This is a genomic window from Microbacterium sp. Leaf288 (assembly GCF_001422925.1).
In the GTDB taxonomy this organism is placed as follows: domain Bacteria; phylum Actinomycetota; class Actinomycetes; order Actinomycetales; family Microbacteriaceae; genus Microbacterium.
Genome location: NZ_LMNI01000010.1, coordinates 629,042 through 651,075, shown reverse-complemented (window position 1 = coordinate 651,075; position 22,034 = coordinate 629,042). Strand labels below are relative to the sequence as shown.

The following is a 22,034-nucleotide window of genomic DNA, read 5'->3' as shown; positions in this document are numbered from 1 at the left end:
TCACACGGCCGCCGCCGCCGCGCGCCCGGCGACCCGCCCCGAGAAGAGGCATCCGCCGACGAAAGTGCCCTCGAGGGCGCGATAGCCGTGGATGCCGCCGCCGCCGAATCCGCTCGCCTCGCCCGCGGCGTACAGGCCGGGAACGGGCTCGCCGCCGGCACCGAGGGCGCGGCCCGACAGGTCGGTCTCGATGCCGCCCAGGGACTTTCGGGTGAGCACGTGCAGCTTCACGGCGATGAGCGGCCCGGACTTGGGGTCGAGGATGCGGTGCGGGCTCGCGGTGCGGATGAGGCGGTCGCCGCGGAACGCGCGCGCCGAGCGCAGCATCGCGATCTGGGCGTCCTTGGTGAAGTCGTTGTCGATCTCACGGTCGCGAGCCTCGACCTCGAACCGCACGCGGTCGGCGTCGAGCACGTCGCCGCCGGGGAGCGCCTGCATGCCCGCGATGAGGTCGTCGAGGCTGTCGCGCACGACGAAGTCGGCGCCGTGATCCATGAACGCCTGCACGGGACCGGCGGCGCCCTTTCCGAGGCGGGATTTCGCGAGGAGCTTGACGTCCTTGCCGGTGAGGTCGGGGTTCTGCTCGCTGCCGGAGAGCGTGAACTCCTTCTCGATGATCTTCTGCGACAGCACGAACCATGAGTGGTCGTGCCCAGTGGCGCGCAGGTGTGCGAGCGTGCCCAATGTGTCGAACCCGGGGAAGAGCGGCACCGGCAGGCGATTGCCCGTCGCATCGAGCCACACCGACGAAGGCCCGGGAAGGATGCGGATGCCGTGATCCGGCCAGATCGGATCCCAGTTCTGGATGCCCTCGACGTAGTGCCACATGCGGTCGCCGTTGATCAGGCGCGCGCCCGCGGCCGCCGACACGGGCTGCATCGAGCCGTCGACGTACGCCGGAACGCCGGTCACCATCGTCGCGGGGGGAGTGCCGAGGCGCTCGGGCCACCACTGGCGCACGAGGTCGTGGTTGCCCCCGATGCCTCCGGACGAGACGATCGTCGCGTCCGCCGTGACCTCGAAGGTGTCGACGACTTCGCGCGAGCTCGCGACGCCGCGCGCGGCGCCGGACGGAGCCAGGACGTCACCGGCCGCGCCCGTGACGATGCCACCGTCGACGGTGAGAGAGGTGACGCGATGGCGGGGGAGGATCGTCACGCGGCCGTCGGCCTCACCGGCTTCCACAGCCGCCTGGAACGGCGCCACGATCCCGGGCCCGGTGCCCCACGTGATGTGGAAGCGCGGCACCGAGTTGCCCGGACCTGTCGCGGTGTATCCGCCTCGCTCCGCCCAGCCGACGATCGGGAAGAAGCCGACGCCCTTCTCGCGCAGCCACGCGCGCTTCTCCTCGTGCGCGAACTGCAGGTAGGCCTCGGCCCAGCGTCGGGGCCAGAGATCCTCGTCGCGGTCGAACCCGGCGTTGCCGAACCAGTCCTGCCGGGCGAGCTCGAGCGAGTCGCGGATGCCGAGGCGTCGCTGCTCGGGCGAATCGATGAAGAAGAGGCCGCCGAACGACCACCACGCCTGCCCGCCGAGATTCGACCGGGGCTCCTGGTCGACGATCGTCACGCGCTTGCCTGCCGCGACCGCCTCCGCGGTGGCGACGAGACCGGCGAGTCCCCATCCGATGACGAGGATGTCGGTGTGGTGTGAGGGCATGTCGACTCCTTCGTCGGCGAGGGGAGGCTGAGGCGAAGCTCAGCGAGCGGGGTCGGTGTCGGCCGGCGGTGCCGCCGTGACGGGAATGGATGCCGCAGCCCGGGGTCCTGCGGCGGGTCCGATGCCCGAGGGCTCGAAGGTATTCACCATGGCATACGCGGCGCGCTGGAGGTAATCCCAGAGGGTGGCCTCGTGCAGCGGCGGGAGCTGGAGTTCGTCCACGGCGGCCCGCATGTGCGCGAGCCAGCGGTCGCGCGCGTCGGGGTCCACGTGGAACGCCGCGTGACGCATGCGCAGCCGGGGGTGCCCGCGCTCCTGGCTGTACGTCGTCGGACCGCCCCAGTACTGCTCGAGGAACAGCGTGAGCCGCTCCTGCGCCGGGCCGAGGTCCTCCTCGGGGTACATGGGGCGAAGGACCTCGTCCTCTGCGACCCCGCGGTAGAACGCGTCGACGAGCCGCACGAACGTGTCGTGGCCGCCGACCTCGTCGTAGAAGCTCAGCGGGGTGGCCGGGTCCGTCATGGGGTTCCTCCGGTGGTCGGGCCGGACTCGTCGCCCGTGGGCGGTGTCGACGGCTTCTTGGGGGTTCGCTTCGGCTTCCACACGGGACGCTCCGGCGTGGAAGCGACCGGCGTGGGCTTGGTCTTGGGCGGGTTGGCGCCGCGCACACGCTGAGCGCCCTCGAGGCCGCTCGGCATGACCGCGGTGAGGGCGGGCAGCGTGATGCCCATCTCATCGATCGTGTGCTTCAGCCGCATGCGCAGCTCGCGTGCCACGTCGTCCTTCGCGTTCGCGCGGGTCTTCATGACGAGACGGATGACGAGCGCGTCGCCCGAGATCGACTCGAGGCCCCACACCTCGGGCTGCTCGAGGATGCGCGTGCGCCACTTCGGATCCTTCGAGAGTTCCTTGGCGGTGTCGAGCATCGCCTTCTCGACCTCGCCGATGTCGGAGTCGGTGGCCACCGAGAGGTCGAGGATGACCCGCGACCAGCCCTGCGAGAGGTTGCCGATGCGCAGGATCTCGCCGTTGCGCACGTACCAGAGGGTGCCGTTGACGTCGCGGACGTGCGTGACGCGGACGCTCACGTACTCGACGACGCCCGTCGCCAGTCCGAGGTCGACCACGTCGCCGATCCCCACCTGATCCTCGGCCACGATGAAGATCCCGTTGAGCACGTCCTTCACGATGTTCTGCGCGCCGAAGCCGAGACCGGCGCCGATGGCGGCGGTGAGCAGCGTGAGCGATCCGAGAGCGGTCGGCGCCAGCACGTTGATGATCAGCAGCAGCGCGATGATCACGATCGTCACGTTGACGATGTTGCCGAGGATCGAACCGAGCGTGCGCGTGCGCTGGACGAGCCGCACCGACGCGAGCGGTGACCGCTCGAGCGCCTGGGTGTCGTCGACGTTCGCCTTGTTCTTGGCGCCGTTGACGATGCGGCTGACGACCCGGTGGATCACGAAGCGGAGGATCCAGGCGAGGATGAATGCGCCGACGATGATGCCGGCGACGGTGAGCAGGTTCCAGCCGGCCTTGACGAAGAAATCGCCGACCTGCTGCCAGAACTCGATGTCTGCGATGGTCGGCTCGTCGGGAGTCGTTGTGTCGAGGGGGAGGCTGATCATCGTCACGATCCTAACGAGGTGAGGACGCGCTCAGCCTGGGCGGCGCTCAGGTTGTGGACCGCTCACCGTCGGGCGGCGCGGACTCGTCGACCAGGCGATGACGGTGGGCGAGGATCACTGCGTGAACCCGGTCGCGCGCCCCGATCTTGGCCAGCACGCGGCCGACATGCGTCTTCACCGTCGATTCGCTGAGGAACAGATGGGCCGCGATCTCGGCGTTGTTCATCCCGCGCGCGATCGCGAGGAACACCTCCCGTTCGCGCTGGGTGAGCTCGGCCGTCGGGTCGCCCGCCGGGCTCGGGGGTTCCGTGACGGGCGGCGCCGCGTGGAGCCGGTCGATGAGCCGCCGTGTGACCGACGGCGCCAGCACGGCGTCGCCCCGATGCACGGCGCGGATCGCCGCGGTGAGCTCGGAGCGGTGCGCATCCTTGAGGAGGAATCCGCTGGCGCCGGCATCGAGCGCTCCCACGGCGTACTCGTCGAGGTCGAACGTGGTGAGCACGAGAACGCGCGTCGACGGGTGTGCGGCGACGATGGACCGGGTCGCCGCGATGCCGTCGGTGCGCGGCATCCGAATGTCCATCAGCACCACATCCGGTGCATGGGCGGCCACCGCACGCAGCGCCTCGTCGCCGTCGGCCGCCTCACCGACCACCTCGACGTCCGGTTCGGCCTCGAGCACCAGACGGAAGCCGAGTCGGATGAGCTCCTGGTCGTCGACCAGGAGGACGCGGATGGGTGTCGTCATGGTGCGTTCTCCTCCAGGTCGGTCTTCGCGCCTGCCTGGGCCGACAGCGGCAGGGAAGCGCGCACGGCCCACCGTCTGCCGTCGACGGGTCCGGCCTGCAGGGTGCCGCCCACGTGCGCCGCGCGCTCGCGGAGCCCCGGGAGGCCGAACCCCGCGCCCCCGGGCGAATCTGCGGCTTCGGTGCGCGGCCGCACGCCGTCGTTCACGATGTCGAGGTCGACGGCGTCCGCCCGCACGGCGATCCGCGCGTCGATCGTGGTGGCGAGGGGAGCGTGCCGCATCGCGTTGGTGAGGGATTCCTGCACGATGCGCGCCACTGCGAACCGCACCTCCGCGGGGACATCGTCGAGGCGACCCTCCACGTGCAGCACGACCGGGAACCCGGCGCGCTGCGCCGACTCGACCGCATCCGCGACCGACGCCGCGTCGACCGGCGCGAGGGGCGCGTCCGGGGACAGTTCGGGATCGCGCAGCACGCCGAGCATCGCACGCATCTCGGTCAGGGCGCCGCGTGCCGTGTCGGCGATCTGCTCGGTGACCGCCCGCGCGCGGGCCGGGTCCGCAGTCGCGGTCGCCCCCTCGGCGAGGGCGACGATGACGGTCAGGTTGTGCGAGACGATGTCGTGCATCTCGCGGGCGATCCGCGTGCGCTCGGCGGCGGCACCCAGGCGCGCCTGCTGATCGCGCTCTACGAGCAGCTGGCGGGATCGGTCGATGAGCGCCTCGAGATAGCGTCGCCGGTTGCCGACGTTGACCCCGATCAACGCCCCGATGAGCATGGCGATGGCGCCCGACACCAGCGAAGTGACGAGGTAGCCCCACGTTGTGGGATCCGCGAGGCCGGCGACGACCGTGTAGACCGCCATCAGGCCGGTCGCCGTGGCGAAGGCGATCCAGCACGACCGCACCGACCGATAGACCGCGACCGCGTAGATCGCGAAGGCCGGAAGGAGATGGGATGCCGGGACCAGGCTCGGCGGCAGGATCACCAGGGGCAGCGCCGCCGCGGCGAAGACGAGGAGCGGCCGCGAGCGGCGGAACACCAGGGCGACGCAGGCGCCGACGACCACGACGATCGCGTACACCGTCTGCGGCACCGTCGGGGGGATCGGGTATTCGGAGCGGAACGCGGCAGTGGGTGCGGACAGGAGGAACGCGAGGACCGCGACGATCACATCGGCGGCTCGCGGATGCCGCGCCCAGAAGCGCCGGAAGACCCCCGGGGGTCGCGGCAGCAGCAGGCCGTCGTCGGCGCCGGGAGCGGCACCGACGACGGCCTGGCTGGCGGATCGCGGCATTCGGTCGACTCTACGCGTCGCGTCCGCGCAGCACCGCCCAGCCGCCCACCAGCGGCACGAGGCCCCAGGCGGCCAACGTGACCAGCGGTACGGTGAGGTCCTCCGCGCCCGGTGCGGTCACCGCCGACGCGGCATTCATCGGGAGGTACTCGGCGAGGTCGGCGATCCAGCTCCAGCTCTCACCGAACATCGAGAACAGGCTGAACACGATGGGCAGGACGAACAGGACGCCGACGGTCACCGCGATGGCTCCGGCGCCGTTGCGCAGGATGAACCCGAACCCGAGGCCGATGAGGGTGAAGACCACCATCGAGAGCACGCCCAGCGCGAGCGGCACGATCGACTGCGCTGGCTCCGACCAGTCGATCCCCTCAGCGAGGAACGGGGCGGTCGCCGCGATCGCGAGGGCGTAGGTCACCACGGTCGTCAGCGCGATGAGCACGCCGATGACGACCGCCTTCGCCACGACGACGGCGCCGCGGCGCGGCTCGGCGGTGAGTGTCGAGCGGATCATCCCTGTCGAGTACTCGCCGGTGATGACGATCGCCCCGAGGATGCCGGCGACGAGCATGGTGAACTGCGTCGGCGAGAGGATCGCGCTGACCGCGGGGAATCCGCCGCCGAACTGGGCGGACGCCGACGCGATCATCATCGAGATGCCGATGGAGAGCACAGCGGTGATCGCGAGCGACCACCACGTCGAGCGGAGCGTCGTGATCTTGATCCACTCGCTGCGCAGCAGATTCGCGAACGTCAGTCGGTACGGCGATGCGGCGCGCGCTCCGGCGTCGGCACGCGTGGCGGGGGCGAGGGCGGTCATGCGATCTCCTTGGAGGTGTACTCGACGGCGTCGCCGGTGAGGGCGAGATAGGCGTCTTCCAGTGATCCGGTGCGGGAGGTGAGTTCGTGGACGGGAATGCCGAGCGAAGCGGCGAGGTCGCCGATCGACGCGGCGGTGACGCCTGAGATCTCTGCGACACCGGGCGACGACGCCGTCACGGTGACGTCGGGGCCCGCGAGGGCGGCGACGAGCTCCGACAGGCGCGGCGACCGCACGATGACGATGCTGGTGGTCCACGCCTGCACGAGCTCGGACAGCTCGGCATCGGCGAGCACCTGCCCGCGGCCGAGCACGATGACGTGGTCGGCGGTCTGCGCCATCTCGCTCATGAGGTGGCTGGAGAGCAGGACGGTGCGCCCCTCGGCGGCGAGGTGCCGCACGAACTGGCGCACCCACCGCACGCCCTCGGGATCGAGGCCGTTCACGGGCTCGTCGAGGATGAGCGTGCGCGGATCGCCGAGCAGCGCCGCCGCGATGCCCAGCCGCTGGCCCATGCCGAGCGAGAACTTGCCCGCCCGCTTTCCGGCGACCGACGAGATGCCGGTGAGCTCGATCACCTCGTCGACGCGCGAGCGGCCGATGCCGTGGGTCGCGGCCATGGCGCGCAGGTGGTTGCGGGCCGAGCGACCCGTGTGCACGGCCTTCGCGTCGAGCAGGACGCCGACCTCGGTCAGCGGTGAGCGCAGGTGCGCGTAATTCTGGCCGGAGACGGTCACAGTGCCGGATGTGGGCCGGTCGAGGCCGACGATCATCCGCATGGTGGTCGACTTGCCGGCGCCGTTCGGACCGAGGAACCCGGTGACCTTCCCCGGCTGCACGGTGAACGACACGTTGGACACCGCGGTCTTGTCTCCGAAGCGCTTCGTGAGCTGTTCTGCAACGATCATGCCCACAACGCTATGAGTCAGCTGTGCCCGTGCGCGTCAGTCTTCGGGATGAACAATCGCGGACGACGTGGTACCAGGGTGCCGAAGACGCCGGATGCCTCGACCCACGCGGGGTCGAGGCATCCGTCGTCGTTGCCTACTGGGAGTCGCGGTCCTGCACCGACAGCGCGCGCTCGACGCCGGCGAGGTTCTCGGCGACGAGGCGGCGCAGGGCCGGAGCGGCGTCGCCGTTCGCCTCGAGCCACGCGCGCGTGGCGTCGCGAAGTGGGACGTCGGCGAGCGGTGCGGGATACAGACCCACGATGAGGTACTGCGCGATCTGGTAGGTGCGCGAGTTCCAGATGGGCAGCAGCGACGCGAAGTAGCGCGCGACGAAGTCGGCGAGCAGTCCGCGTCCTGCGGGGTGCACGAAGCCGAGAGCTGCGGCCCGCACGATCGTGTTGGGCTGGTCGTCGCTGTCGACGAGCGACGACCACGCGGCGGCCTTCGCCTCCGCCGACGGGAGCGCCGCCTTGGCCTGCGCGGCGAACTCGCCGCCCTTGGCGGTGTTGTCGGCGGCGAGGGCCTCGTCGATGTCGGCGGCCGTCACGACCCCGCCGGCGGCGAGGGACACGAGCAGCTGCCAGGAGAGGTCGGTGTCGATGTCGAGGCCGTCGAACGTCGCCTCGCCGTCGCGCAGCTGACGGACCTTCTCCCACTGGCCGGGGGTGGCTGCGGCGGACGCGAACGCGGTCACGAACTGCAGCTGGCTGTCGCCGCCGGCCTCGGCCGAGCCGGCCAGCGCCCACAGAGCGTCGGCGACCTTGGCACGCGTGACGTCGCGCTTCTCGGGCGCGACGTACGAGTTCGCGGCGAGCTGCAGCTGCGCGAGCGTGGTGCGGACGGTGGTCGACTCGGTCTCGGCGCCGATGTTGCGCAGCACCAGGTCGACGTAGTCGGAAGCGGATGCCTCGGCATCGCGGGTCTGGTCCCACGCGGCACCCCACACCAGCGAGCGGGCGAGCGGGTCGCTGATCTTGCCGAGGTGGTCGATCGCGGTCTGAAGCGACTGGTCGTCGAGGCGGATCTTCGCGTAGGCGAGGTCCTCGTCGTTCAGGAGCACGAGCGCCGGGCGCTTGTGCCCCTTGAGCTCGGGCACCTCGGTGAGATCGCCGTCCACGTCGAGCTCGACGTGGTGAACGCGCACCAGAGCCTCGCTCCGGAGCTCGTAGAAGCCGACCCCGAGGCGGTGCGGGCGGATCGTCGGGTAGTCCGCGGGCGCGGTCTGCACGATCGCGAAGCGCGTGATGGTGCCGTCGACGTCCGTCACGATCTCGGGCGACAGCGTGTTCACGCCCGCCGTCTCGAGCCACTTCTTCGACCACGTCGACAGTTCACGACCGCTGGTGGCCTCGAGCTCGGCGAGCAGGTCGCCCACCTCGGTGTTCGACCACTCGTGCTTCTTGAAGTAGGCGGCGACACCGGCGAAGAACGCCTCGATGCCCACCCACGCGGCCAGCTGCTTGAGCACCGAGCCGCCCTTGGCGTACGTGATGCCGTCGAAGTTGACCTGCACGTCTTCGAGGTCGTTGATCTGCGCGACCACCGGGTGCGTGGAGGGGAGCTGGTCCTGGCGGTAGGCCCAGGTCTTCTCCATCGCGTTGAACGTGGTCCACGCCTCGGTCCACTCGGTCGCCTCGGCGGTGGCGATCGTCGACGCCCACTCGGCGAACGACTCGTTCAGCCACAGGTCGTTCCACCACTTCATGGTGACGAGGTCGCCGAACCACATGTGGGCGAGCTCGTGCAGGATGGTGACGACGCGACGCTCCTTGACGGCATCCGTCACCTTCGAGCGGAAGACATACGTCTCGGTGAAGGTGACGGCGCCGGCGTTCTCCATCGCCCCGGCGTTGAACTCGGGCACGAACAGCTGGTCGTACTTCGCGAACGGGTAGGCGTAGTCGAACTTCTCCTCGAAGTACGCGAAGCCCTGACGCGTCTTGTCGAAGATGTAATCCGCGTCCAGGAACTGCCAGAGGCTCTTGCGGCCGTACACGCCGAGCGGGATGACCCGGCCCGACGAACTGGTCAGCTCGGAGAACGTCGCCTCGTACGGGCCTGCGATGAGCGCGGTGATGTACGACGAGATGCGCGGCGTCGGCTCGAAGCGCCAGGTCGCCGTGCCGTCACCGTGCTTCTTCGGCTCGGGGGTGGGGGAGTTGGAGACGACCTTCCACGGCTCGGGGGCCGTGACCGTGAACGCGAACGTGGCCTTCAGGTCGGGCTGCTCGAACACCGCGAACACACGGCGGGAGTCGGGCACCTCGAACTGCGAGTAGAGGTACACCTCGCCGTCGACCGGGTCGACGAAACGGTGCAGGCCCTCGCCGGTGTTCGTGTACAGGCAGTCCGCGTCGATGACCAGCTCGTTGTCGGCGGCCAGGTCGTCGAGCGCGATGCGTGAATCGGCGAACGCCGTGGCGGGGTCGATCGAGCGGCCGTTGAGGGTGATCTCGCGCACCTCGCGCGCGATCAGGTCGATGAACGTCGCGGCACCGGGCGTCGCGGTGAAGCGGACGACGGAGCGGGATCCGAAGACCTCGGCGCCCTTCGTCAGGTCGAGCGCGACTTCGTACGACTGCGTGTCGACGATCGCGCGGCGCTCCTGCGCCTCGATGCGGGTGAGGTTCTCTCCAGGCACTGCTGTGGCTCCCATGGGTGAGGATGACGGAGGTGGTCGATCGGCTCGTCGCGCGAGCGCTCGATCCGGCGGCCGCCACCAGCGCTGCTGGCACCGATGACAACCGTCCCAGCCTATGTCAGCGGGCCCGCGAACGCCCGATCCCGTGGCTGAAAGCACCCGGATGCGGTGTCAGGATGGAGGGGTGACTTCTCCCGAGCAGCACGTCGTCCCCTTCGCCTCTCCCGCCGCCGCGCCCGGCTCGCCCTTCGTCGAGCAGCCCGTCGCCTACGACGGCCTCCTCCTCGCCGGCTTCGGCGGCCCCGAGGGTCAGGACGATGTCATCCCCTTCCTCCGCAACGTCACGCGCGGCCGCGGCATCCCCGATGAGCGCCTCGAAGAGGTCGCGCACCACTACCGTCACTTCGGCGGCGTGAGCCCGATCAACGCGCAGAATCGCGCGCTCAAGGCCGCCCTCGAGACCGAGCTCGCTCGGCGCGGACTGGACCTCCCCGTCTACTGGGGAAACCGCAACTGGGCGCCCTACCTGGGCGAGGCCGTGACGGATGCCGCGAACGCCGGCCACACGAAGCTCCTGGCGCTCGCCACCAGCGCCTATTCGTCGTTCTCGAGCTGCCGGCAGTACCGCGAGGACTTCGCGCGCGTGCTGACGGAGACGGACCTGGGCGAGCGCGTCACGATCGACAAGGTCCGCCAGTTCTTCGACCACCCCGGGTTCGTGCAGCCGTTCATCGACGGTGTGCGCGACGCCGTGGCAGGATTCCTGTCCGACGGCATCGCCCCCGAGGCCGTGCGGGTGCTGTTCTCGACCCACAGCATCCCGACGGCGGATGCCGAGCGCTCCGGCCCGCGCGAGGGCGACGAGCTGCACCGCGACCTGGGTGAGGGCGGCGCCTACGCCGCACAGCATCTCGCGGTCGCCGAGGTCGTCATGGCGACCGTGGCCGCGGAGGTCCCCGGCGCCGACCGCGTCGCGTGGGATCTCGTCTACCAGTCGCGCTCCGGCCCGCCGAGCCAGCCGTGGCTCGAGCCCGACGTGAACGACGTGATCGCCGAGCTGCCCGCGGCGGGTGTGCAGGCGGTAGCGATCGTGCCGCTCGGCTTCATGAGCGACCACATGGAGGTGCTGTGGGACCTCGACACCGAGGCGATGGATGCCGCGGCCGAGGCCGGCATCCGCGCGGTGCGCACGCCGACGCCCGGCGTCGACCCCGTGTTCGTGTCGGGGCTGATCGACCTCGTCGAAGAGCGTCTGAACGGCATGCCTGCGGGGGAACGGCCCCACGCGACCGACCTCGGACCCTGGTTCGACGTCTGTCGTCCCGCCTGCTGCGAGAACGTGCGCGCGGGCTTCAAGCCGGCAGCCGCGGGCATCGCGCCCTGAGCGAGCGAACCGCCTGAACGGACCGCTCGCCGCGGCGCAGCATCCTTCGTCGTCCGCTTCCCGCCCTCTCTAGGATTGAGCCCATGCGCATCCATATCGCGACCGACCACGCCGGCCTCGAGTTCTCGACGCAGCTGCAGCACCACCTCGCGGCCGCCGGTCACGAGGTCGTCGACCACGGCCCGATCGAGTACGACCCGCTCGACGACTATCCCGCGTTCTGCATCCGTGCCGCCAAGGCCGTCGTGCGCGACCAGACAGCGGGCATCGAGGCGCTCGGCGTCGTCTTCGGCGGCTCCGGCAACGGCGAGCAGATCGCCGCGAACAAGGTCGTGGGCGTCCGCGCCGCCCTCGCGTGGAGCATCGCCACGGCAGAGCTCGCCCGCGAGCACAACGACGCCAACGTCATCGCGATCGGGGCGCGCCAGCACACCTTCGAGGAGGCGGCGACCTTCATCGACCGCTTCATCGCGACGCCGTTCTCGGGCGAGGAGCGCCACGCGCGCCGCATCGCCCAGCTCGCGGCCTACGAGGAGGACGGCGCCCTCGAGCCCGACCCGCGTGCCACTGCCGGGCAGCCGGACGTCCTCGCCGCCGACGACAGCTCATTCGACCCCGAAGCCGGCTGAGCCGTGCCCGAGGGGCATTCCGTCCATCGCATCGCCCGCCAGTTCGACCGCAACTTCGTCGGGCGCGCCGCCCTGGCCTCGAGCCCCCAGGGCCGATTCGTCGAGGGCGCGGAGATCCTGAGCGGGCGCGCCGCGACCTCGGTGCGGGCCGTCGGCAAGCAGATGTTCCTCGAGTTCGACGATGACCTCTGGCTGCGCGTGCACCTGGGCATGTACGGGGCGTGGGACTTCGCGGGTGAGATCCTGGTCGATCCGACGATCGCCTCGGCCAATGGCCGCATGGGACAGACGAACCAGCGCGGCACGGATCTCGACGACCCGATCCTCGACAGCGCCGGCGAGAACTCGCTGACCTCGATCGGCGCCCCGCGGCGCACCCGCGTGCACGTGCGCATGTCGGAGCAGACCACAGGGCTCGCCGACGAGGGCGACGAGTGGCCGCCGCCCGTGGTCGGGCAGGTGCGCCTGCGCCTTCTCACGGACGTGACCTGCGCCGACCTGCGCGGCCCGACCGCGTGCGAGCTGCAGACACCCGACGAGGTCGCCGCGACGATCGCCAAACTCGGGCCCGACCCGCTCGTCGACGACGTCGCGGAAGGGGAGGAGCGCTTCACCTCGGTCGTGCGCCGCAAGCCGACATCGATCGGCCTGCTGCTCATGGACCAGAACGTCGTCAGCGGCATCGGCAACGTGTACCGCGCCGAGCTGCTGTTCCGGGCTCGGCAGAACCCGCACACGCCGGGGCGCGACGTCCCCGAGGAGGTCGTGCGCGACATCTGGCGGGACTGGGTGCGACTGCTCGCCATCGGCGTCGAGACCGGCCAGATGATGACGATGGACGACCTCGACCCCGAGGCCTACCGTGCCGCGATGGCGAGTCGCGACGATCGCCACTGGGTCTACCACCGCGCCGGCCTGCCGTGCCGGGTGTGCGGCACGGCGATCGTGGTGGAGGAGGCCGCGGGGCGGAAGCTCTACTGGTGCCCGCGCTGCCAGGCGTGACGCCGATCCGCGGTGGCAGCCTGCGCGAATAGGCTGGGCGCATGCGTCAGAACCCGAGCTTCGCGATGTCGGATGTCGGTGAGATCCGCCGGCTCATCGAGCAGAACCCGTGGGTCACGATCGTCTCGTCGACCGAGGACGGGCTCGTCGCCTCGCACTACGCCGTGCTCCTCGACGCCGAACGCGAAGACCTGACGATCGTCGGCCATGTCGGCAAGCCTGACGACCTCATCCACGGGCTGGGAGATCGTGAGCTGCTCGTGGTCGTGCAGGGACCCCACGGGTACATCTCGCCCGGCTGGTACGGCGACGTGCAGAGCGTCCCGACCTGGAACTTCGTCTCGGCGCACCTCCGCGGCATCCCGGAGCTGCTCGCGCCGGAGGAGAACCTCGAAGTGCTCGAACGCCTCGTCGCGCGGTTCGAGAGCGGCCTGCCGCAGCCGCGCCTGATGTGGGAGCCGCCGAACGATCCGGAGTACGTGCGCCGGCTCGAGAGGGGCACCGCGGGCTTCCGGCTCACGCCGACGAAGGTCGTCGGCAAGCGCAAGCTGAGCCAGAACAAGCCCGACGAGACCGTCGAGACCGTCATCATGGAGCTCGAGGCCGGCGCGAGTCCGTACGCCGACCCGCGCCTGGCCGCAGAGATGCGCCGCGACTTCGAGACCCGGAAGGCCGCTCGGTGACGGCGGCGCGCGGCGAGACCGTCGACGTCATCGCGAACGCGCGTCTCACCGGCTCCGACCGCACAGATCCTTTCGGTGCGGATCCGGTCGACGTGCACCTGGCCGAGGGCCTCGTCGTCGACATCGCGCCCGCCGGTGCGCTCGCGCGCAACGGAAGCGTGCTCGACGCTGAGGGCGGCTGGGTCGTCCCCGGGCTCTGGGACCACCACGTCCACACCGTGCAGTGGGCCCTTTCGGCCCAGCGCGTGCCGCTCGGGGGAGCGACGTCCGCCGCGCAGGCGGCGAGTCTCATGGGAGCCGCGGACCCGCTCCCCGACGGGCGCCGCGTCGGCAGCGGTTTCCGCGACGCGTTCTGGGCCGACACCCCCGATCTCCATGTGCTCGATGCCGCCACGGGCGAGGTCCCGACCTACCTCATCAACGCCGACGTGCACAGCGTGTGGCTCAACTCGGCGGCGCTCCGCCGCGAGGGCTTCGAACCAGACGACCACGGCATCCTCCGCGAGGAGCCGGCGTTCGAGATCTCCCGCAGGCTCAACGCCGTCGACGCGTCGGTGTCCGACCCGCTCGTCGCGCGCATGGCACGGGATGCCGCCGCCCGCGGTGTGGTGGGGCTCGTCGACCTCGACATGTCGTGGAACGAGGACGCGTGGGTCCGTCGCCTCGCCGCCGGGTTCGACGCGCTGCGCATCTCGTTCGGGATCTACCCTCAGTTCCTCGATCGCGCGGTCGCCGACGGGCTCAAGTCCGGAGACGTCGCCCGGGGCGCAGCATCCGATCTCGTCCGTGTCGGCCCGCTCAAGGTCATCACCGACGGATCGCTCGGCACTCGCACGGCCGCGTGCTCGCACGCGTATCCCGGCGATCCGCACAACCACGGCCTGCTCACCGTCGATCTCGCCACGCTCGTCGACCTGATGACGCGTGCGACAGCGGCGGGCATCGCCTCGGCCATTCACGCGATCGGCGATGTCGCGAACTCGCACGCGCTCGACGCCTTCGCCGCGACCGGGGCGTGGGGCACGATCGAGCACGCGCAGCTCGTCTCGCATGCCGACATCCCGCGGTTCGCCCGCCTCGGCATCGGAGCGAGCGTGCAGCCCGAGCACGCGCTCGATGACCGCGACCTGACCGACACCGTCTGGGCGGGCCAGACGGCGCAGCCGTATCCGCTGCGGGCACTCGCCGATTCCGGTGCGAACATGCTGTTCGGCTCCGATGCACCCGTGTCGCCGCTCGATCCGTGGGCGGCGATGGCCTCGGCGGTGTTCCGCACGCGCGACGGCCGCGACGCCTGGCAGCCGGCGCAGCGCGTCGACGCGGCGACGGCGCTGGCGGCATCGACACGCGGAGGCTCCGCGGAACCGGCGCGCATCGGTCCCGGCGACGTCGCCGACCTCGCGATCGTCGAACGCGACCCGCTCTGCGCCGATGAGATGGCCCTGCGAGGCATGCCCGTATCTGCGACGCTCCTGGGCGGGCGCCTGACACACCGCGTGTAATCCCGCGGCCCGTTCGGGGGTCTTCCCCCGTACGGGTTCGGGAGGGAGTCGGATGCCGCCGCGCCGGCGTCGTCGCGAGGCTGGAGGCATGACCCTCCCTCCGGCTGCCGTGAGCGCCGCCGCACCGCCGGCTCCGCCACGGAGAAGGCGACGACGCCGGCTTGTCATCGCACTCGTCACCATCCCCCTCGCCGTCATCGTCCTGCTCGTCGGGGCCGCGGGAATCTGGTTCGCGACGAACGCCGTGCGGGCGACACCTCCCCCCGCGGGCACCCTCGACTTCAGTGCACCGCTCGCCGTGCCGCCGCTCGCCCCGTCGCGCGTCGAGCACGGCGTGCGGGTCTTCGAGCTGACCCCTCAGGAAGGGAGCTCGTCGTTCGTCACCGGGGGCGAAACGCCCACGCTCGGCTACGACGGCGCCTACCTCGGACCCACCATCGTCGCCCAGCGTGGCGAGACGGTGCGCGTCGATGTGACGAACGGCCTGTCCGACCCCACGACGGTGCACTGGCACGGTATGCATCTGCCCGCGGCGATGGACGGAGGTCCGTCCTCGCCGATCGCGCCCGGGGCCACGTGGCATCCGGAGTGGACGATCGACCAGCCCGCCGCGACGCTCTGGTACCACCCGCACCTGCACGAGCGCACGAGGGAGCAGGTCGACGCGGGGCTCGCCGGCATGTTCCTGGTCCGCGACGACGAGGAGTCGGCGCTCCCGCTTCCGCGCGAGTACGGCGTCGACGACTTCCCTGTGATCGTCCAGGACCGCTCGTTCCACAGCGACGGCTCGTTCGCCGGCGGTCTCGGCATGCAGTTCGACGGCGTGCTCGGCGACACGATCCTCGTCAACGGCACCGTCGCGCCGTATCTCGAGGTCGGGACCGAGCGGGTGCGGCTGCGCCTGCTCAACGGCTCGAGCGCGCGCATGTACGACCTCGCGTTCGCCGACGGTCGCCCGTTCGACCTCATCGCGACCGACGGCGGCCTGCTTGAGGAGCCGGTGCGCGCGACCGACATCCCGCTGTCGCCCGGCGAACGCGCGGAGATCGTGGTGGCGATGAGCCCGGGGGAGCGGGTCGTGCTGCGCTCCCAGGCTCCCGACCCGGCGCTGCACGCGGGCTGGGCGGCGTTCGACGTGATGGAGCTGCGGGCCGCGGCATCCCTGACCCCCTCGCCGGAGGTGCCGACGCGGCTCGCGAGCCTGCCGGCCGCGGACGACGCGGACGCCGCCACCGAGCGCACGTTCGTCATGTCGGGGCACAGCATCAACGACCGGGAGATGGACCTCGGCCGTGCCGACGTCGTCGCGACCGTCGGCACGAGCGAGGTGTGGACCGTGCGCAACGGCAATCCGCTCCCGCACTCGTTCCACGTCCACGACACGCAGTTCCGGATCCTCAGCGTCGACGGCGCTCCGCCGCCGCCGCGACTCGCAGGGTTCAAGGACACGATCGCGCTCGAGGGCGAACGCGAGTACCGCCTGCTCGTGCGGTTCGAGGACTACGCCGATCCGACCACTCCGTACATGTATCACTGCCACCTGCTGTGGCACGAGGACCAGGGCATGATGGGACAGTTCCTGGTCGTCGAACCGGCCCAGCGGCCCGACCTGAAGCGTCCCGAGGGAGACACCGATGACCGTCACGACCACTGAGCCGGCCCCGCTGCAGCCGGCCGCGACTGAACCCGCCCCCGGGTTCTGGGCGCACTACGGACGCGCCTGGGCGCGCACACCGGGCAGCGCGCTGTACCTTCTCGCCGTCTTCGTCCTCGCGATGATCTCGGTGAGCGTGCTCGCCGCGCTCTTCTGGACGGGTGTGGGCCTGCTCATCCTCGTGATCGGCCTGCCGCTCGTCGTGCTGACCCTGCTCATCGCGCGCGGGTTCGGCGTGGCCGACCGGTTCCTGCTGCTGCTCACGGGTCTGGCCGAGATCGCCGAGCCGGAGTGGAACCGCGACAAGCTCGACACCTCCGGCTTCTGGATGACGCTCACGCGTCCCATCCGCAATGCCCACTACTGGCTGTACCTCGTTCACGGCATGATCGTGAGCCCGATCATCAGCACCATCTCGTTCGTGCTGACGACCGTGTGGCTGAGCGTCGGGCTGGGTGGACTCACGTACTGGTTCTGGGGTGTCTTCCTGCCCCGAGGCGACGGCGGCGACTGGGGCCACTTCGTCGCGGACGCCGTGCCGGGGCTGTTCGGCGGATGGAGCGGCTGGGCGGTCGAGGTCACGCTGTACCTGGTCGCGGGCATCGTGTTCACCTTCACGATGCCGTGGGTGCTCGGCGGCCTCGCCCGCGGTCACCACGCGGTCGCGAAGGGCATGCTCGGCCGGTGGAACTCGGACGAGCTCGCCGCCGAGGTCCGTGCGGAGGCGGCCGCCCGCGGTGCCGCCGTCCATGCCGAAGACCTGGCGCTGCGCCGCCTGGAACGGGACATCCACGACGGTCCACAGCAGCGCCTGGTGCGGCTGCAGATGGACCTCGCCGCGCTGGAGCGCCGCGCCGAGTCGGGAGACACGGATGCTGCCGCCGAGCTCGCCCGTGACGCGCGGGGCCACGCGAAGGCCGCACTCGACGAGCTGCGTGCGCTGTCGAGCGGCGTCGCGCCGCCCCTCCTGCAGGACCGTGGCCTGGCCGCCGCGCTCGACGCGCTCGCGACGGGCTCGCCGCTGTGGGTCCAGGTGGAGGTCGACCCCGCGGTCGACCGCGCCGTCAGCCAGGAAGTGGCCCGTACCGTCTACTTCATCGTCGCGGAGCTGATCACGAACGCGGTCAAGCACTCCGGCGCCACCGGGGTCACGCTGCGCGCGTCGCTGCGACGCACGGCTGCGGGGACACCCACGCACCTCGACGTCTGGGTCGTCGACAACGGCCGCGGCGGCGCCGCCATCACGTCGGGTCACGGGCTCGAGGGCCTGCGCGAGCGCGTCGCCGGACTCCGTGGCGTGCTGGTCGTGACCAGCCCGGTCGGAGGGCCGACCTCGGTCGGCGCGCACATCCCGCTCACGGCCCTGCCATGACCGATCCCTATCCTGAGGGAGTGATCTCGTCGCTCCGCTCCGCCCCGCTCCGCGTCGTCCTGTTCGAGGATTCGGTCCTCCTGCGTGAGGGCCTCGTCCGGCTCTTCGACGAGGCGGGATACGTCACGGCCGGCGCCTGGGGCGACGCCGATGACGTGGTGGCCCGCGTGCGCGAAGCGCGTGCGGACGTCGCAATTCTCGACGTCCGCCTCCCGCCCGGCTTCCGTGATGAGGGGATCCGAGCGGCGCTGGCCGTGCGCGCCGCGCTGCCGGCGGTCGGCATCCTCGTGCTCAGCCAGTACGTCGAGGGGGTGTATGCGAAGGAGCTCCTCGCCGGCGGCGAGGGCGGCGTCGGCTACCTCCTGAAGGACCGCGTCACGTCCCTCGACGAGTTCACCGACGCCGTCCGCCGCGTCCGCGAGCGGGGGACCGTGCTCGATCCACTCGTCGTACAGGGGCTGCTCTCGGCGCGACCCGATCCGCTCGCCACGCTGACGCCGCGCGAGCGCGATGTTCTGACACTCATGGCCGAGGGACGCAGCAACGCGAGCATCGCGGGGCGGCTGTTCATCGGCGTGGGAGCGGTGGAGAAGAACATCAGCGCGATCTTCGCGAAGCTCGGGCTCGAGGAGTCGGGCACCGAGCACCGCCGGGTCCTCGCGGTGCTCGCCTTCCTGCAGCATCCGTGACACGACGAAGGCCCCCGGGAGATCTCGGGGGCCTTCGTCATCAGATGGCGATCACTCGGCGAGGTGCGCGAAGAGGAACCAGCGGTCCTTCTCGAGCGACTCCTTGATGCCGATCGCGATGTCCTGGCTCGTGAGGTCGAACTCGTCCAGTCCGTCGATCGCGGCCTGCGTGTCGGCGATGACCGTGTCCATGTCGGAGATCACGTTGCGGATGAGCGCATCCCACTGCGTGAAGCCTGCGGGGACCGCGGTCGAGGTCTTCTGGGCGACCGTGCCGACGCGGGCGTCGATCGGAAGCCCGAGGGCCACGATGCGCTCGGCGGCCTGGTCGGCGCCGGCCTGAGCGTGGGCGACCACAGAGTCGAGCAGTTCGTGGATCGCGATGAAGTTCGCGCCGCGCACGTTCCAGTGCGCCTGCTTTCCGTTGACAGCCAGGGCCTGCAGGCCCAGGACGACGGGGGTGAGGAACTGCGCCGTCGCGGCGGCGACGTCGGGGTTCGCTGCGGTTGCGGGGGTGGTCTGGGTGTTCGTCATGTCGCTCGTCTCCATCTTTCGGCCTCTGGTGACTGCAACGCTACTCAGCGGGAGTCATTCCGCAAGCAAGAGAAGGCTGGGCTAAACCGGGGAATCCGCACCGTCGGTGCGGGCCGACGGTGCGACAGCGGCTAACGTCGATTCGTGCCTTCCGCCGATCACGACCTCGGACCGCAGCATCTGAGCGTTCCCGCAAAGACCGTGACCCGCGAGCCCCGCGCCCGCTCGCCCGAACACGCCGAGCCCTCGCGCTTCATCCCGCATGTGCAGGGCCTGCGTGCGATCGCCGTGCTGTGCGTCGTGCTGTACCACTTCTGGCCGGGCCGGCTCACGGGCGGTTACATCGGCGTCGACATCTTCTTCGTGATCTCGGGCTTCCTCATCACCGCGCATCTCATGCGCGAGCTGACCGCCACCGGCTCGGTGAAGCTCGGCCAGTTCTGGGCGCGACGCGCACGGCGCCTGCTCCCGGCTTCCCTCCTCGTCCTGCTGTTCTGCGCAGTAGTGGTGATGTCGCCGTATCTCATGCCCACGTCGGCGTTGCCGAACGAAGTGCGCGAGATCCTCGCGTCGACGTTCTACGTCGAGAACTGGTACCTGGCGCTCAACTCCGCCGACTATCTCAACCACTCGGGTTCGCCCACCACGGTGCAGCACTACTGGTCGCTGTCGCTCGAAGAGCAGTTCTACGTGATGTGGCCGCTCATCATGCTGCTGGCCGCGTGGATCGGCGTGAAGTTCTTCCGCGGCGCCCGTCGCCGCGTCATCATCACGACGCTCGGCATCGTGACCGCCGTCTCGTTCGTGTTCTGCGTCGTCTTCACGATCACGAACCCCGCGCCCGCGTACTTCGTCACGTTCGGCCGCATGTGGCAGTTCGGCGTGGGCGCCCTGATCGCGCTCGTCCCGATGCTCAGGGTCCGGGGCGCAATCGGGAGCTTCGTGCTCGGCTGGGGCGGCATCCTGCTCCTTGTCTACGTCGCCTTCACGTTCGACGGGCAGACGCCGTTCCCCGGCTACATGGCGGCGCTGCCGACTCTCGGCGCGGCCGCGGTCATCGCGGCCTCGAACACCGAGCGCTGGTGGTACCCCACCCGCATCCTCGCGATCCGTCCCGCTCAGTTCGTCGGAGACATCTCGTATTCGCTCTACCTCTGGCACTGGCCGCTGATCGTCATCGCACCCTCCGTGCCGTTCTGGGGTCTCACGATCTACCATCGCGTCGCACTGCTGGTGCTGTGCTTCGTTCTCGCATGGCTCACGAAGCGATTCGTCGAGGATCCCGCCCGCGGCTGGAAGGTGCTCACCTCTCGCCCCGCTCGCGTGACCCTGTGGTCGTCGCTCGCCGCGATGATCGTGGTCGCGCTGGTGGCCGCCTCCGCGTGGTTCGTCAACGCGCCCCTGTACAGCCAGGGCACCCGCGACATCGCGGAGCTGCAGCAGAATCCGCCCGACTGCTTCGGCGCAGCGTCGGTCCTCGACTCCTCCTGCGCGGACGCGGACTTCGGCGACACGATCCTTCCCGCTCCCGGCTTCGCGGGCATCGACCGGCCCGAGAATCCGGACTGCTTCGTGCAGCTCACCGATTCGCGACCCGTCTCGTGCACCTTCGGCTCGGACGACCCCGACGCCCCGCGCGTCGCGCTCATCGGCGACAGTCACGCCTACCAGCTGCTGTCGACGTTCCAGCGCATGGCGGACGAGAACGGCTGGCAGCTCGTGACGTGGTTCAAGGGGGCCTGTCCCTGGAACGCCACACCGCTGGCTACGCCGGGGGCGTTCGGCGCGGCCTGCGCCGAGTGGCGCGACCGCGTGCAGAACGCGATCGACGACGCCGACCTCGACGCCGTGTTCACCGCGGCGATCGCGACCACCCCGTACTCGGCGGCCGGCTACGACTCCTCCTACGACGCGGCCGTCGCCGGCTACCGCGACGCGTGGAGCACGGTCACCGACCGCGGCATCCCGGTCATCACCGTCGTCGACAACCCGGTGTGGGAGACCGACCCGAACAAGTGCCTGCGCACGCGCGACATGTCTGAATGCGATGGTCCGCGATCCGACGTGCTGGTGGAGGACGATCCGCTCCGGGGCGCAGCATCCGGTCTCGACTCCGTCACACTGCTCGACTTCACCGACGTGTTCTGCAGCGCCGACACCTGCGCGCCGGTCGTCGGCGGGGCGAACATCTACCGCGACCAGGACCACCTGACGGTCACGTTCGCCGACACGCTGGCGCCCTGGTACACCGACGCCATCGAGAAGGCGCTGGCGATTAGGGTCGGACCATGACGGTCGCACCCGGAGCATCGGTCCTCGTCGCAGCGGGCAGGACGCCCTCGCTCGACCCCACGTCGTTCGTCGCCACCGGTGCACGTGTCGTCGGGGGCGTGACCCTCGGCCCCGGTGCGAGCGTCTGGTACAACGCGGTGCTCCGCGCCGACGGCGACACCATCACCGTGGGGGCGAACAGCAACCTCCAAGACAACGTCTCGGTCCACGTGGACGCCGGCAGGCCCGTCGTGATCGGCGAGAACGTCTCCGTCGGCCACAACGCCGTCGTCCACGGCTGCACGATCGGCGACGGCTCGCTCATCGGCATGGGCGCGGTGGTGCTCAACGGCGCGAAGATCGGATCGGGATGCCTCGTGGCCGGTGGGGCGGTCGTGCTCGAGGGCTCCGAGATCCCCGACGGATCCCTGGTCGCGGGTGTGCCCGCGAAGGTGCGCCGGGAGCTCACCGCGCAGGAGCGGGCAGGGCTTCTCCGCAACGCCGAGCATTACCTCGCGCACATCGACGAGCACCGCGACGCGACGCCCCTCGGCTGAGGCGGCGCGAGGT

The 22,034-nt window shown here is 70.5% G+C and carries 19 protein-coding genes; 10 read left to right on the top strand and 9 right to left on the bottom strand.

Features of this window, described 5'->3' with window-relative positions; all coding sequences use genetic code 11:
* The 8 genes from ASF40_RS07100 to pepN form a co-directional block, all read right to left on the bottom strand.
* Nucleotides 1-1,659: an FAD-binding dehydrogenase gene (locus ASF40_RS07100; protein ID WP_056367476.1), complete on the bottom strand. Its 1,659-nt coding sequence runs from the start codon at nucleotides 1,657-1,659 to the stop codon at nucleotides 1-3.
* A gap of 39 nt (nucleotides 1,660-1,698) precedes the next feature.
* A complete protein-coding gene (locus ASF40_RS07095; protein WP_056367475.1) occupies nucleotides 1,699-2,181 on the bottom strand; it encodes a globin in 483 nt (160 codons plus the stop codon).
* Nucleotides 2,178-3,287, bottom strand: coding sequence for a mechanosensitive ion channel family protein (locus ASF40_RS07090; RefSeq protein ID WP_056367474.1), 1,110 nt, complete (start codon nucleotides 3,285-3,287; stop codon nucleotides 2,178-2,180). The genes ASF40_RS07095 and ASF40_RS07090 overlap by 4 nt, the downstream gene beginning before the upstream one ends.
* Nucleotides 3,288-3,333: 46 nt before the next feature.
* Nucleotides 3,334-4,035, bottom strand: a complete 702-nt coding sequence (locus ASF40_RS07085) for a response regulator transcription factor (protein ID WP_056367473.1) — start codon at nucleotides 4,033-4,035, stop codon at nucleotides 3,334-3,336.
* Nucleotides 4,032-5,333 carry a sensor histidine kinase gene (locus tag ASF40_RS07080; protein ID WP_056367472.1) on the bottom strand — a complete coding sequence of 434 codons (1,302 nt, stop codon included), beginning with the start codon at nucleotides 5,331-5,333 and terminating at the stop codon, nucleotides 4,032-4,034. Before ASF40_RS07080 ends, ASF40_RS07085 begins: the two co-directional genes overlap by 4 nt.
* Nucleotides 5,334-5,343: 10 nt before the next feature.
* The gene (locus ASF40_RS07075; RefSeq protein WP_056367471.1) at nucleotides 5,344-6,153 is read right to left on the bottom strand and encodes an ABC transporter permease subunit; all 810 of its coding nucleotides are present in this window, start codon (nucleotides 6,151-6,153) and stop codon (nucleotides 5,344-5,346) included.
* Entirely contained in the window at nucleotides 6,150-7,061 is a 912-nt protein-coding gene (locus tag ASF40_RS07070; protein WP_056368301.1) for an ABC transporter ATP-binding protein, read from the bottom strand. The genes ASF40_RS07075 and ASF40_RS07070 overlap by 4 nt, the downstream gene beginning before the upstream one ends.
* A gap of 136 nt (nucleotides 7,062-7,197) precedes the next feature.
* Nucleotides 7,198-9,744: an aminopeptidase N gene (gene pepN, locus ASF40_RS07065; RefSeq protein ID WP_056368299.1), complete on the bottom strand. Its 2,547-nt coding sequence runs from the start codon at nucleotides 9,742-9,744 to the stop codon at nucleotides 7,198-7,200.
* A gap of 163 nt (nucleotides 9,745-9,907) precedes the next feature.
* Between pepN and ASF40_RS07060 the strand changes: the two genes are divergently transcribed.
* The 8 genes from ASF40_RS07060 (at nucleotide 9,908) to ASF40_RS07025 (ending at nucleotide 18,659) form a co-directional block, all read left to right on the top strand.
* The gene (locus ASF40_RS07060; protein WP_056367470.1) at nucleotides 9,908-11,128 is read left to right on the top strand and encodes a ferrochelatase; all 1,221 of its coding nucleotides are present in this window, start codon (nucleotides 9,908-9,910) and stop codon (nucleotides 11,126-11,128) included.
* A gap of 83 nt (nucleotides 11,129-11,211) precedes the next feature.
* The gene (locus ASF40_RS07055; protein ID WP_056367469.1) at nucleotides 11,212-11,757 is read left to right on the top strand and encodes a ribose-5-phosphate isomerase; all 546 of its coding nucleotides are present in this window, start codon (nucleotides 11,212-11,214) and stop codon (nucleotides 11,755-11,757) included.
* A 3-nt stretch (nucleotides 11,758-11,760) separates the two neighbouring features.
* On the top strand, nucleotides 11,761-12,759 hold the full coding sequence (locus tag ASF40_RS07050) for an Fpg/Nei family DNA glycosylase (protein ID WP_056367468.1): 999 nt from the start codon (nucleotides 11,761-11,763) through the stop codon (nucleotides 12,757-12,759).
* Nucleotides 12,760-12,800: 41 nt separating this feature from the next.
* Nucleotides 12,801-13,442 carry an FMN-binding negative transcriptional regulator gene (locus tag ASF40_RS07045; RefSeq protein WP_056367467.1) on the top strand — a complete coding sequence of 214 codons (642 nt, stop codon included), beginning with the start codon at nucleotides 12,801-12,803 and terminating at the stop codon, nucleotides 13,440-13,442.
* Complete coding sequence (locus ASF40_RS07040; protein ID WP_056367466.1) at nucleotides 13,439-14,944, top strand: amidohydrolase; 1,506 nt, start codon at nucleotides 13,439-13,441, stop codon at nucleotides 14,942-14,944. The genes ASF40_RS07045 and ASF40_RS07040 overlap by 4 nt, the downstream gene beginning before the upstream one ends.
* A gap of 88 nt (nucleotides 14,945-15,032) precedes the next feature.
* Nucleotides 15,033-16,598 (top strand): multicopper oxidase family protein, encoded by a 1,566-nt coding sequence (locus tag ASF40_RS07035; RefSeq protein ID WP_056367465.1) that lies wholly within the window; start codon nucleotides 15,033-15,035, stop codon nucleotides 16,596-16,598.
* The gene (locus ASF40_RS07030; protein ID WP_056367464.1) at nucleotides 16,579-17,970 is read left to right on the top strand and encodes a sensor histidine kinase; all 1,392 of its coding nucleotides are present in this window, start codon (nucleotides 16,579-16,581) and stop codon (nucleotides 17,968-17,970) included. Before ASF40_RS07035 ends, ASF40_RS07030 begins: the two co-directional genes overlap by 20 nt.
* On the top strand, nucleotides 17,967-18,659 hold the full coding sequence (locus ASF40_RS07025; RefSeq protein ID WP_056367463.1) for a response regulator transcription factor: 693 nt from the start codon (nucleotides 17,967-17,969) through the stop codon (nucleotides 18,657-18,659). Before ASF40_RS07030 ends, ASF40_RS07025 begins: the two co-directional genes overlap by 4 nt.
* Before the next feature lie 51 nt (nucleotides 18,660-18,710).
* Here ASF40_RS07025 and ASF40_RS07020 read toward each other — a convergent pair whose 3' ends face one another.
* The gene (locus ASF40_RS07020; protein WP_056367462.1) at nucleotides 18,711-19,193 is read right to left on the bottom strand and encodes a Dps family protein; all 483 of its coding nucleotides are present in this window, start codon (nucleotides 19,191-19,193) and stop codon (nucleotides 18,711-18,713) included.
* Between the two features lie 144 nt (nucleotides 19,194-19,337).
* Here ASF40_RS07020 and ASF40_RS07015 point away from each other — a divergent pair, with 144 nt between their 5' ends.
* The gene (locus ASF40_RS07015) at nucleotides 19,338-21,485 is read left to right on the top strand and encodes an acyltransferase family protein (protein ID WP_056367461.1); all 2,148 of its coding nucleotides are present in this window, start codon (nucleotides 19,338-19,340) and stop codon (nucleotides 21,483-21,485) included.
* Complete coding sequence (locus ASF40_RS07010; RefSeq protein ID WP_056367460.1) at nucleotides 21,482-22,021, top strand: gamma carbonic anhydrase family protein; 540 nt, start codon at nucleotides 21,482-21,484, stop codon at nucleotides 22,019-22,021. Before ASF40_RS07015 ends, ASF40_RS07010 begins: the two co-directional genes overlap by 4 nt.
* The last annotated feature ends 13 nt before the right edge of the window (nucleotides 22,022-22,034 follow it).

Excerpts from the sequence above, each read along its gene's own strand:
- ASF40_RS07060 (WP_056367470.1), top strand. The coding sequence starts at position 9,908 with ATGCGGTGTCAGGATGGAGGGGTGACTTCTCCCGAGCAGCACGTCGTC.
- ASF40_RS07085 (WP_056367473.1), bottom strand. The coding sequence starts at position 4,035 with ATGACGACACCCATCCGCGTCCTCCTGGTCGACGACCAGGAGCTCATC.
- ASF40_RS07080 (WP_056367472.1), bottom strand. The coding sequence starts at position 5,333 with ATGCCGCGATCCGCCAGCCAGGCCGTCGTCGGTGCCGCTCCCGGCGCC.
- ASF40_RS07075 (WP_056367471.1), bottom strand. The coding sequence starts at position 6,153 with ATGACCGCCCTCGCCCCCGCCACGCGTGCCGACGCCGGAGCGCGCGCC.
- ASF40_RS07070 (WP_056368301.1), bottom strand. The coding sequence starts at position 7,061 with ATGATCGTTGCAGAACAGCTCACGAAGCGCTTCGGAGACAAGACCGCG.
- ASF40_RS07055 (WP_056367469.1), top strand. The coding sequence starts at position 11,212 with ATGCGCATCCATATCGCGACCGACCACGCCGGCCTCGAGTTCTCGACG.
- ASF40_RS07100 (WP_056367476.1), bottom strand. The coding sequence starts at position 1,659 with ATGCCCTCACACCACACCGACATCCTCGTCATCGGATGGGGACTCGCC.
- ASF40_RS07025 (WP_056367463.1), top strand. The coding sequence starts at position 17,967 with ATGACCGATCCCTATCCTGAGGGAGTGATCTCGTCGCTCCGCTCCGCC.
- ASF40_RS07010 (WP_056367460.1), top strand. The coding sequence starts at position 21,482 with ATGACGGTCGCACCCGGAGCATCGGTCCTCGTCGCAGCGGGCAGGACG.
- ASF40_RS07020 (WP_056367462.1), bottom strand. The coding sequence starts at position 19,193 with ATGACGAACACCCAGACCACCCCCGCAACCGCAGCGAACCCCGACGTC.
- ASF40_RS07030 (WP_056367464.1), top strand. The coding sequence starts at position 16,579 with ATGACCGTCACGACCACTGAGCCGGCCCCGCTGCAGCCGGCCGCGACT.
- ASF40_RS07035 (WP_056367465.1), top strand. The coding sequence starts at position 15,033 with ATGACCCTCCCTCCGGCTGCCGTGAGCGCCGCCGCACCGCCGGCTCCG.
- ASF40_RS07095 (WP_056367475.1), bottom strand. The coding sequence starts at position 2,181 with ATGACGGACCCGGCCACCCCGCTGAGCTTCTACGACGAGGTCGGCGGC.
- ASF40_RS07045 (WP_056367467.1), top strand. The coding sequence starts at position 12,801 with ATGCGTCAGAACCCGAGCTTCGCGATGTCGGATGTCGGTGAGATCCGC.
- ASF40_RS07090 (WP_056367474.1), bottom strand. The coding sequence starts at position 3,287 with ATGATCAGCCTCCCCCTCGACACAACGACTCCCGACGAGCCGACCATC.